Here is a 12049-nt window from a genome sequence, read left to right on the forward strand (position 1 = left end):
AACTTAGTAGCGGGAACCGGACTCGAACCGATGACCTTCGGGTTATGAGCCCGACGAGCTACCTACTGCTCCATCCCGCGATATTGGATTGCAAATATACGGCAATATTTTTAAAATCCTAATTTTTCTTTACTATTACGCACTTTTATGAAAATTATTTTAATATTCGTATCTTTGGGGTATGGCAAAAATATTGAAAATATATCCTGAAAATCCACGGGAAAACCTTATTGATGAGGTGGTTAAAACATTAAACAACGGCGGGCTGATCATCTATCCTTCCGATACGGTGTATGCATTGGGCTGTAATATTTTTGATATAAAAGCAATGGAAAAGCTGGCCCAGATCAAAAAACTTAAGCTGGAGAAGGCGCAGTTCTCCATTATCTGTAATGATCTCAGCCATCTGTCGGATTTTACAAGACCGATCAATACTTCCGTTTTCAGGTTTTTAAAAAGCCACCTGCCGGGGCCTTTTACCTTTATCCTTGAAGCCAACAAAAGTTTACCGCTGGCCTATAAAAACCACAAGACCATCGGGATCCGGGTTCCGGACCATTCTATTCCCCAGATGATCGTAGAGAAATTAGGGCACCCGATTGCCTCAACCTCCATTAAGGATGATGATGAAATCATTGAATATTCCACAGATCCCGAACTGATTGCGGAAAAGTATGACCATCTGGTAGATATCGTTATTGATTCCGGGTATGGGGATAATATGGCATCAACCATTGTGGACCTTACTTCCGGGGAACCTGAAATTATAAGACAGGGGAAAGGCGATATTTAACTTGGGGGGCAAAGCCTGAAAATAACCGGGGTTTATTGATTTATGAGTGTTAACGGGAAATATGCCTCAGGCATTCTGCTTACTTTCGTGCTGCTGGCTTCAGCCATGCTGTACAGTTTTCCTTTTCTGAATACGGTAACGGGGACGGCAGGGCTGACCTCGGAAAAGTTTCTTTATTCAAGGATGATGCTGTGGTTCGTGGCCATATTGGTCTTTCTGTACAGTCATTTCATTGAGAAACATCGTTTCCTGCTTTGGAAGGAAAAACCTTATTCCGTTCTTTTTTATACCGGAGCAGTGATCAGCCTGTACTTTATCTGTTTATTCGGAGGCGTTTTCGTTAATGTCCTGGTGAAAATTTCAACCCATGAAAAAACCAGCGGCCAGCTTGTCCGCCTGGCTTTAATTTTTAAAGGAAACTATCCTTTAATTATACTGACATGCCTTACGGCCGGTGTTGTGGAAGAGCTCCTGATGCGGGGCTATATGCAGCCCAGGATGGAGAAAATATACCGCAACCCATACGTCGGGATTATCATTCCCGCCGTTTTATTCGGAATTCTTCACAGCACGTACGGAACTTTCGGCCAGGTTTTGGTCCCTTTTTTCATCGGAGTCGTTTTCGCCGTTTTTTACAAACGGTATTCAAATATTAAAATCCTGATGGCCTGCCATTTCATGTATGACTTCGTATCACTGGTGACCATGAATTTTATTAACATTAAACATTTATCTGCATTGTAACCTTATGAAAATAATAACATCCCCTGCCAAATTAATGAACACCGGGAATTCAACGGACCTGTTGAAGGCCACCACGCCTAAATTCATTGACGACGCAGCCTACATACATTCCTATCTGAAAGAAAAATCCCCGAAATACCTTTCCGAACTGATGGAAATTTCATCGAAACTGGCGGATGAAAACTGGGAAAGGAACCGGAAATGGAACGCTAAGCCCACGGCAAAAGAATCGGCTCCCGCCCTGTATGCCTTTACGGGAGAAGTATACAGGGGCTTGGATGCCAAAACACTGGATAAAAGTGCTGTAGATTACCTGCAGAAAAACCACAGGATCCTTTCCGGGCTGTACGGCCTTTTAAGGCCTTCTGACAAAGTCATGCTCTACCGCCTGGAAATGGGACGTCCTTTCCAGTTCGATGAATACCGCAATCTGTATGAATTCTGGAGGGAGAAAATAACGGCGCAGCTCAATTCCGAACTGAAAAAAAATGAGCTGGTCCTGAATGTGGCGAGCCAGGAATATTTTAAAGCCATTGACCGCAAAAAAATCAGCCATCAGATCATCGACTTTGAGTTTTATGAACTGAAGGAAGGGAAACTCAAAACCATTGTGGTCTACACCAAACATGCCCGGGGCATGGTAGCACGATTCTGTGCGGAAACCGATGCCCGGACCCTGAATGACGTAAAGGCATTCAATTACGAAGGCTACAGGATTGACGAGGAAAAATCAACGGATACAAAACTGGTTTTTACAAGATAGATGACAGTAGGAGACTTTAAAAAATATTTCAGGGAAGCGCTTTCGGACGTGTATACAGATTCGGAAAGTGCTTTTTTATGTTCTGTTTTTATCGGAAAAATCGTTGGGCTTAATGCCTTTTACCAAAGAAGATTTTCCGGCCAGGCCTTATTGAAAGATGATGAAGAAAAGCTTTTGGACGTAATCTCAGAACTGAAAACCGGCAAACCGTACCAGTACATTCTGGGTGAAACCGAGTTCTATGGCATGACATTCTTCGTAAACGAACATGTACTCATCCCAAGGCCTGAAACTGAGGAACTGCTGGAACTGGCGATCAAGAAAATCAACAGTTCAACATCATGGAGGGAAAATTTAAAAATCCTCGATATCGGAACGGGCAGCGGAGTGATTCCTCTGGTATTAAAAAAACACTTTCCAAAAGCGGAAGTAACCTCTGTCGATTTTTCTGAAAATGCCCTGGAAACAGCCAGGAGAAATGCAGGTTTCCATCAACTGGATGTCAGTTTTATTCATGCTGATTACCTTAATTATGCCCTGAATGAAAACTATGATGTCATCATTTCAAATCCGCCCTATATCGGAATCGAAGAGGAAGTGGAAATTGAAGATTCCGTAAAAGGTTTTGAACCGGAAATGGCCCTTTTCTCCCCTACTTCAGATGCCCTTATTTTTTACAGGAAGATAGCGGAAGATGCTGAAAAGCACCTCAATGAAAACGGGATGCTGTTTTTAGAAATCAATCAGAAGCTGGGCCCTGAAACCCTGGAACTGTACAGTCATCTCGCGGAAGCCGTTTTAATCAAGGATTTATCCGGAAACGACCGGTTTATTTTTGTTAAAAGATAAAAACAAACCCCATAAAAATCCCAATGGTTTTCTCCATTGGGATTTATGATTAATATGTAATAGTTACCTATTACTTCTTGATTATTTTTGAAATCTGCTTTGTACTGTCAGAATAAATGATTTCCATAAAATAAATTCCCGACTGAAATTCTGAAATATTTAATTGTTGTTTATGTTTTGCCGTCTTTAAAATTTTACCGGAAATATCAATGAATTTAATTTCTGAAATTTCTTTTACGGAAACAATATTTACCAAATCTGTCGCCGGGTTAGGATAGATCTTTGCAGATATTCCTTGTGGCTTAGATTCGTTTACCGCAGCAAGATAAGCCAGGGAATATTTAAAAATTTTCCCTCCGTTTCCGGAAATATACAGATAATCACCGGAAAATTCCAATGTCATAAGATCATAATCATAATTATTGTCTAAAATCAGGCTCCAGGTCATGCCTGCATCAGTTGTTTTATATACCATCCTGTCATCCGCAATAAAGCCTGTTGTTGCATTAATAAATTTCACTTTATCAAAAGAATAGTAAGGCGCTGAAGATTGTGTCCAGGTAGCTCCGCCATTATAGGAAGTAAAAAAATCTCCGTTATTGCCCTTTAAAAATATTGTATTTTCATCAAGAAAGTCAAAATGGATATCTGATGAGTTGCTGTCAAAGCATTGATTCCATGTAAGGCCTCCATCTGTCGTTTTAAAAAGTTTACCGAAAGTTCCGGATCTTACGCCATACCCAACATTACTGTTAAAAAATTTCAGGAAAGAAAATACTTCATCTGATATTTTCTGCCACGATATCGCACCGTCTGCTGTTTTGTATAGTCCTTTGTAAGAACTGCTGTAGCCACCGCTCACGAAGCCTGCATTTTCATTTAAAAAACTGAATCCGTATAATGATTCATACGGAATAAGGATGCTTGGTGTCCAGGTTACTGCCCCGTCGGTTGTTTTATAGACTACTCCCTGATTGGCACCGAAAGAATATCCTACATTTTGATTGAGAAAAACAAATCCGTTGCTGTAAGACTGATGCGGAGGATACTGTACCTTTACAAAATTGTTTCCGGCATCCTGTGTTTTAAAAAGTTCTCCGAGGTTGGTTTTAAAATAAGCATTATTCGTATCTATAAAATGAAGTTCATTGATCACATCATAGGTCGGAGAATAGTTTACCCAGTTGGTTCCGCCGTTTTCAGTTTTAATAATTCTTCCGTTTTCACCAACGCAAATTCCTATCTGGCTGTTAAAGAAGTGTAATGAGTTTAAATTGTAATCGTTATTAGAGTAATAAGGTGAAGTCGGGCTCATCCACTGCCAAGAAGTACCACCGTTTGTTGTTTTGTAGACAGCACCGCTTTCTCCTACAACAATCCCGTTATTATCGTCAAAAAACTGCATTCCGTAAGTCGCCGTATGATAGGTTGCATAGCTCATTGCCGTCCAGGTCTGTCCCCCGTCTGTAGTCTTAAGCATATCTCCGAATCCTTTATTGGCATATCCTATATTCTGTGAAGGAAATACCAATGAATATAAAGTATTGGCAGAACTGAAATCAGAGTAATTCGTGGTCCAAGTCTGCCCTCCGTCAGCTGTTCTCCTGATTCTTCCGTCATAGCAGGCAACCACTGCCGTATTTGCATCGGTAAAAACGGAGATGGATGCAGACATTCCGCTCATAATTTTATATTCAGGAAAGGTAGCTCCGCCGTCAGTTGATTTTAAAATCTGTGTCTGTCCGGAAATGTAAACAGTCGTGTTATCAATAAAATTAATAGAATTTAAACTGCTGCCATAACTGGCTACCGAATTCCATGTGGTTCCATAATCTGTAGAACGAAGAATAGTGTTATCACCAACAATAAATCCTATATTATTTCTGAACTTGATATCTCGGGGCAGGAAATTAAGCACCTGCTTAACATTCCAGCTTACCCCTTTGTCACTCGTAAAAAGCAACTCTCTGTTGTTGTTGATTATAAATCCCGTATTATCATTTGAAAAGGCAATTTTGGTCGCATTTTTTTCTGAAGGTTTTGGAGTAACTAAGGTAAATGCATTTTGTGCTGAAAGATAATGACTAAAAATCAGCAAAAAGGCATAAATAAAATGTCTCATATAAAATTTACTAATTGATTCTTTTCCTTACAAAGATTTCATAACTCAAATAAATCAGCGGCAGCGCCATAATCCCGATATACAAAGAGTTGGCGATGGCCGCCTGGGGCTGGGTCAGAACCGCATAGACCAGTCCGAAAAACGCGCCTCCCAAATGCGCGGCATGCCCGATATTGTCGTGCTGCCTCGGGTTCAGCATCATGTAGACCGAATAGGCGAAATACACCAGACCGAAAATATAGCCCGGAATCGGGATCGGGATGAAAAACATATAAATCCCGATACCCGGCGTCATGGCAATGGCGGCAAACAGAATGCCTGAAACCCCTCCGCTGGCCCCGATGGCAGAATACCAGGGCTGGTTCTGGTAAATAAACAGGGAAAAGATATTTCCCAGTAAAATCGATCCGAAGTAAATAATCAGGAACCCTATGTTTCCGAACCCCTGGATAATAACCGGGCCGAAAAAATACAGGGTCAACATATTAAACACCAGGTGCATAAGGTCCGCATGAAGGAATCCTGCAGAAAGCAGACGGATGTATTCCTTCCGGTTCCTGATGGCCCCTACGCTGAATTTGTATTTTTCAAAATTACTGCTTCCGTTAGGCGCAGCAAAGCTTATAATTGCGGTAATTACTATAATCAGTATTAAAATATTCATAGTTCCAATAATTAATTTTCTGCGGCATCATCACGATCACTCCGGAACAGGTCCCCGATCGTGCCGCCGTCATCATCTGTTTCCGGGCGTTCCGGTTCTTCATAGGTTTCCGGCTCCTCTTCTTCCGGTTCAGGAATGGTGAAATTGATGGATTTCACCTTGAACTTGGTAAACTGGTTTCCGATGGCTTTAATCCCTTTTACGGCAATAAACTCATCAATATTCACGGTTTCCGGCTCACGTTCCTTGCCTTTGTCTTTGGCAAAAATAATTTCGGCGGTTGACCCGTTTGAAACAATGATCGTTTCAATAAATGATTTCGGATGCTCCGAAGGCATAAAGGTCTGGATGTTCGGAGTGTTTTCCAGCAGGAACCTTTTGATGAAATAAATATCTTTTTCACCGTCGAAATAAATGCAGGTCACGGGCTGGTTCGGGCGCCATTTTTCGAGCACCAGGTACTGGTCATCAAAACGGTTGCCGAGATCGAATGAAATCAGTTTCGCCTCGCCGTTCGTATTGATGGTTAGGATCTTGTCATCGCCTTTGAAGCTTCCCAGCAGAGCGCCCCTGCCGTCGGCATTCAGCCTGCGCACCGTATCGTCAAACCAGATCTTCCTCGGTGCCAGCGTAGAAACGCCCTCTTCTTTCAGGTCTACTTTTTTGACCGAGAATTTGGTGACCAGGTTCCCTTTCGTATCGCGGCCTTTGATCGCCAGTTCGGAAAAGTCGAGGTCCATCTTGTTTTTTCTGATCCTCGGGTTGGGCTTCAGGAGTACGCTTACCGTCTCTGCTTCGCCGTTCGGATTGGCAGAAAAATACAGCATTTCCGAGCCTTTTTTATCCGAAGCTAAAGGATAATCCGTATTCCGGGTAACGCCGGTTACAAAAAACCGCTTCATATAATAAGGCCCGTCCCGGCCTTCGCGGTAGATCATGTTATAGACCGTGCGTTTATCATTTTTCTTCCAGATGGCGACGTGCAGGAGGTCTTTTCCGATGAAGGTCTTGGCTTCAACTTTCACCACCTTCATGCTTCCGTCTTTCCTGAACGTAATGATATCATCAATATCCGAACAGTCGAACAGATACTGGTCTTTTTTCAGGGAGGTCCCGATAAAGCCTTCCTCGAAATTGGCATAAAATTTTTCATTGGCCACGGCCACTTTTGAGGCGTCAATGGTATCAAAGATCCTGAGCTCGGTCTTTCGCTGCCTGTCCTTTCCGTATTTTTTCTGGATGTTCAGGTAATAGTCAATGGCATACTGGATCAGATGGCCCAGATGATGCTTTACCTGTTCTATTTTGCCTTCAAGGGCGGCGATATTTTCTTTGAACTTATCAAGGTCGAACCTTGAAATCCTTTTGATCCTGATCTCGGTCAGTCTCAGGATATCCTCTTCCGTTACGGCCCTCAGAAGATGCTTGGTGTGGGGCTTAAGGCCTTTGTCAATGGTCTTCAGGACCTCTTCCCAGGTTTTTACTTCTTCAATATCGTGGTAAATCCTGTTTTCAATGAAAATCCTTTCCAGGGAAGAGAAATGCCAGTTTTCCTGTAATTCATGAAGCTCGATCTCGAGTTCTTTTTTAAGCAGGGATACCGTATGTTCCGTATTCATCCTTAAAATCTCGGATACGTTCAGGAACATCGGCTTGTCGCCTACGATCACACAGGCGTTCGGTGAAATCGTTACCTGGCAGTCGGTAAAGGCGTATAATGCATCAATCGTCTTGTCCGGCGAGACATCATTGTGAAGGTGGATCAGGATTTCTACCTTATCCGAAGTGTTATCTTCAATTTTTTTGATCTTGATCTTGCCTTTTTCATTGGCCTTCAGGACAGAATCGATCAGGTCGCTGGTCGTTTTGGAAAACGGAAGCTCCGTAATGATCAGCGTATGCTTGTCCAGCGGCGAAATCTTTGCCCGGGCCCTCACTTTTCCGCCCCGGTGGCCGTCGTTGTATTCAGAAACATCCAGGTAGCCTGCCGTCAGGAAATCAGGGAACAGCTCGAACTTTTTCCCTTTTAAATGGGCTATGGAAGCACTGATCAGTTCATTGAAGTTATGCGGAAGGATCTTGGTGGAAAGCCCCACCCCGATGCCTTCAACCCCCTGTGCAAGCAGCAGCGGGAATTTTACCGGAAGATCGATCGGTTCATTGTTTCTTCCGTCGTAAGATTTCGCCCACTCCGTCGTTTTGGGGTTGAATACCACTTCCAGGGCAAAAGGGGTCAGCCGGGCTTCAATATACCTTGCCGCTGCTGCGGAATCCCCGGTATAGACATTTCCCCAGTTTCCCTGGGTATCGATCAGCAGCTCTCTCTGGCCGATGCCTACCATCGCATCGGTAATGGAAGCATCACCGTGCGGGTGGTATTTCATGGTATTCCCCACAATGTTGGCCACTTTATTGTAACGTCCGTCTTCCAGCTCGCGCATGGAATGCATGATTCTTCGCTGAACAGGCTTGAACCCGTCGTATACTGACGGAATGGCCCTGTCTAAAATTACATAAGAAGCATAATCCAGGAACCAGTCTCTGTACAGTCCGGAAACTTTCTTTAAGCTTTCACCTTCATGCGGATTTTCTTCTGTCATCATTTATTATTAACTCTTTTCTCGTTATCGGCTTTTATCACTTGATGCAATGAGAATTTTAATTATTTATTTTCTTTTGCGGTAAGACAGGCAACTCATCTCTTATCTTTTTTCCGGATGGAACGGTATAAATTTTTTTTACAAAATATCGGTAATCCCGTTTTTCAGAAGCTATGATGTTCCTGTCCTTTCCTGAGACCAGCCGCCGCTCCACCATTTGGCATTGGTTTATTTCCTATTTACAGGCTGTTTGTTATGAAACCATTTCATCGGCAACCTCACTCAATATCTCTTTCTTATTGATATCCGGGTCTTCCACCACGAGGTTTTCAAGGATGAAGGCCTGCCTGTCGGGCGTATTCTTGCCCATATAGAATTCCAGCAGCTGTTCGATCGTCTGGTCTTTTCCTGCCACGACCGGCTCCAGGCGGATGTCTTTCCCGATGAAATGCTTGAATTCGTCAGGCGAGATCTCTCCCAAGCCTTTGAAACGCGTAATTTCCGGGTTTTTCCCCAGTTCATTCAGTGCTTTGATCCTTTCCTGCTCAGAATAGCAGTACCGGGTCTCTTTTTTATTCCTGACCCTGAATAAAGGGGTCTGAAGAATATACAGGTGCCCGTTTTTGATCAGGTCCGGGAAAAACTGCAGGAAGAAGGTAATCATCAGCAATCGGATGTGCATCCCGTCGACATCCGCATCCGTCGCGATAATCACCTGGTTGTACCGTAAGTCTTCCAGGCTTTCTTCAATGTTCAGAGCCGCCTGAAGAAGGTTGAATTCCTCATTCTCGTATACCACTTTCTTGGTTAAGCCATAACAGTTCAGCGGCTTACCTTTTAGGGAAAATACGGCCTGGGTTTCCACGTCCCTGGATTTCGTAATCGATCCGGAAGCGGAATCTCCCTCGGTGATGAAGATCTGCGTCTCCCCTTTCCTTTCGTTTTTCTGGTCGTTGTAATGCTGCCTGCAGTCGCGGAGCTTTTTATTGTGGAGCGAAACCTTTTTAGCCCTTTCCCTGGCCAGCTTCTGGATGCCGGAAAGTTCTTTCCTTTCGCGCTCCGAGATCATGATTTTTCTCTGGATCGCTTCCGCCACCTCCGGATTTTTATGCAGGAAATTATCCAGCTTGCTTTTGAGGAAGTCGATGATGAAGATCCTTACCGTCGGCCCGTTGGGGCCCATATCATTTGATCCTAATTTCGTCTTGGTCTGGGACTCGAAGACCGGCTCCTCCACATTGATGGAGATGGCCGCCACAATCGATTTCCTGACATCGGACGCATCAAAATTCTTATTGAAAAACTCACGGATGGTTTTCACATACGCTTCCCGGAACGCATTCAGGTGCGTACCGCCCTGTGTGGTATTCTGCCCGTTGACGAATGAGAAATAGGTTTCCGTCTGGGACTTATCCGTATGCGTGATGGCGACTTCTATATCGTTGTCCCTTAAATGAACAATGGGATACAGCGTTTCGCTTTCCAGCTCTTCATCCAGTAAATCCTTAAGGCCGTTTTCGGAATAGAATGTTTCCCCGTTGAAGAATATTTTCAGCCCCGGGTTCAGATACGCATAGTTGCGCAGCATCCTCCCGATGTATTCTTTCCGGTATTTGAAATTAAGGAAAATATCCCCGTCGGGAACGAAGGAAATTTCGGTGCCGTTCCGGTCCGAGGTATCTTTCTCCTCAAAGTTTTCCGTGATCAGGCCACGGGAAAATTCGGCGATTTTCATTTTCCCTTCCCGGAAAGACCGTACCCGGAAATATTCGGACAGAGCGTTGACCGCCTTGGTCCCTACCCCGTTAAGGCCCACCGATTTTTTGAAGGCTTTACTGTCGTACTTCCCTCCGGTATTCATTTTGGAGACGGCATCCACTACCTTTCCGAGCGGGATCCCCCGCCCGAAGTCGCGGATCGTGACTTTTCCGTCATCTAATTTTATTTCAATTCTCTTACCGGATTTCATCCTGAACTCATCGATGGAGTTGTCCAGGATTTCCTTCAGCAGAATGTAGATCCCGTCATCGGCGGAAGAGCCGTCTCCCAGCTTCCCGATGTACATGCCGGGGCGGAGGCGGATGTGTTCCTGCCAGTCCAGGGTTCTGATATTATCTTCGGAATAAATTGGATTTGTTTCTTGTGACATAGGTTATTTCAGCAAACATACAAAAGTACGGAATTGTAGAAAATTATCCGAGAACTTTGATTCATTTTTTACCGATATTTATCAAGCCTGTTTTAAACTTATTTAAAAAACACTTAAGTTATTTTAAGTTTCTGCTGAATCCGGTTATTTAAGTTCAATTGAGATGAAAATCAAAGATTTTCAAAACTCAAGTGCCCTTCTGTAAACGCTTAAAATTTACGGTAATGAAACGTAAGCGTATACCCTTTGAACAGGCTCCAAAACAATGATACTGTTTTTCACTTTTTGAACAGGCCGGATTCTCAATGTAAAGTTAAATTTAAAGTTTAAACAGCTTTATCATAAAGTATTGCATAATGATCAGCGAAAGACTATATTTACATTATTCAATACCGGGTGAAAAAGATAATGCAGGGGAAAACAAAAATCCAGCCGGGTTATTCCGGGCCGCTCTCAGAAAAAAAACACAATTGATCATGGGTTAAGACGACTAAACTTGATATAAAACAACAAACCAGACCACCATGAAAAATACTCTACATGTTTGCATTATTGATGAGCAAAACAACGGCGAATCCATTGCCCTGCTGCTGAAAGACGAGTTTCCGGAATTTGAAATTGATTTCCGTACAGGCAGCCTTCAGCACGCTTACGATTACCTCTGCAAAAATTCCCCGGACCTCTTATTTGTCGATCTCCTGCAGGCAGATAAAACAGCAGTCGAAATGCTGTCCAGATTCAGGGAAAGCCTTTCCGCCGTCATCTTCATTACCGATTCTGAAATAGCCGCTATCCAGGCTATTAAAAGAGGCGTTACCGATTACCTGATCAAGCCTGTGAAAAACCTTGATTTTGTGATTGCCGTTAATAAGGCAGTGGAACACCTGAAGAAGCAGAGGGCTTCTGTTCAGGGCAGTGCCCTTCACAATAAAATCAACCTGCCTACCCTCCAGGGCTTCAAAAGGGTAAATATTGACGAGATCATCCGCTGCGAGGCCGACTCCAATTATACCTTTATTTATCTGTCGGATAAATCCAAAGTCATCGTTTCCAAAACACTGTATGATTTCGAGAAACACCTCTCGGAATACAATTTTTTCAGGATCCACCATAAGCACCTGATCAACCTGGAGCACCTGAAAGAATACATCAAAGGAAAAGGCGGACAGGTGATCATGGCAGACAATTCCGTTCTGGATGTATCCATACGCAGGAAACATGAATTCCTGCACGCCATTGCATAATATATCACACCTGCTTGAAAAAACCTGACACCTGCTCAATTCTTCGGAACACTTAATCACTTGAGATAGGCTGATGTATAATACTTTGATACTTTTGACCACAATCAAATATCAAATATTA

9 protein-coding genes and 1 tRNA gene are annotated in these 12049 nt (G+C 43.3%); 5 read left to right on the forward strand and 5 right to left on the reverse strand.

Annotated features, from left to right (window positions below; genetic code table 11):
• Positions 1-7: 7 nt before the first annotated feature.
• Positions 8-80: transfer RNA gene (locus tag H561_RS0118855), tRNA-Met, on the reverse strand.
• A gap of 101 nt (positions 81-181) precedes the next feature.
• On the opposite strand from H561_RS0118855, the gene H561_RS0118860 reads away from it, so the two are divergent.
• Genes H561_RS0118860 through prmC form a run of 4 tightly spaced genes read left to right on the forward strand, consistent with a single transcriptional unit; the run spans position 182 to position 3149 of the window.
• Complete coding sequence (locus H561_RS0118860; RefSeq protein WP_027388408.1) at positions 182-793, forward strand: L-threonylcarbamoyladenylate synthase; 612 nt, start codon at positions 182-184, stop codon at positions 791-793.
• A gap of 42 nt (positions 794-835) precedes the next feature.
• Positions 836-1537, forward strand: coding sequence for a CPBP family intramembrane glutamic endopeptidase (locus tag H561_RS0118865; protein WP_027388409.1), 702 nt, complete (start codon positions 836-838; stop codon positions 1535-1537).
• A 4-nt stretch (positions 1538-1541) separates the two neighbouring features.
• A complete protein-coding gene (gene yaaA / locus H561_RS0118870; RefSeq protein ID WP_027388410.1) occupies positions 1542-2300 on the forward strand; it encodes a peroxide stress protein YaaA in 759 nt (252 codons plus the stop codon).
• Positions 2301-3149, forward strand: a complete 849-nt coding sequence (gene prmC, locus H561_RS0118875) for a peptide chain release factor N(5)-glutamine methyltransferase (protein WP_027388411.1) — start codon at positions 2301-2303, stop codon at positions 3147-3149.
• Positions 3150-3219: 70 nt separating this feature from the next.
• On the opposite strand, the gene H561_RS0118880 is transcribed toward prmC, so the two are convergent.
• The 4 genes from H561_RS0118880 to H561_RS0118900 all read right to left on the reverse strand — a co-directional run bounded on the left by H561_RS0118880 (position 3220) and on the right by H561_RS0118900 (position 10684).
• A complete protein-coding gene (locus H561_RS0118880) occupies positions 3220-5271 on the reverse strand; it encodes a T9SS type A sorting domain-containing protein (protein ID WP_027388412.1) in 2052 nt (683 codons plus the stop codon).
• 10 nt (positions 5272-5281) lie between these two features.
• Entirely contained in the window at positions 5282-5935 is a 654-nt protein-coding gene (locus tag H561_RS0118885; RefSeq protein ID WP_027388413.1) for a rhomboid family intramembrane serine protease, read from the reverse strand.
• An 11-nt stretch (positions 5936-5946) separates the two neighbouring features.
• A complete protein-coding gene (locus H561_RS0118890; protein WP_155845859.1) occupies positions 5947-8538 on the reverse strand; it encodes a DNA gyrase/topoisomerase IV subunit A in 2592 nt (863 codons plus the stop codon).
• Positions 8539-8788: 250 nt separating this feature from the next.
• On the reverse strand, positions 8789-10684 hold the full coding sequence (locus H561_RS0118900) for a DNA topoisomerase IV subunit B (protein WP_034762819.1): 1896 nt from the start codon (positions 10682-10684) through the stop codon (positions 8789-8791).
• Positions 10685-11208: 524 nt separating this feature from the next.
• Here H561_RS0118900 and H561_RS0118910 point away from each other — a divergent pair.
• Complete coding sequence (locus H561_RS0118910; protein WP_027388416.1) at positions 11209-11928, forward strand: LytR/AlgR family response regulator transcription factor; 720 nt, start codon at positions 11209-11211, stop codon at positions 11926-11928.
• Positions 11929-12049: the final 121 nt, after the last annotated feature.

It is taken from the genome of Chryseobacterium gregarium DSM 19109 (assembly GCF_000430845.1).
Taxonomy (GTDB): Bacteria; Bacteroidota; Bacteroidia; order Flavobacteriales; family Weeksellaceae; genus Chryseobacterium; species Chryseobacterium gregarium.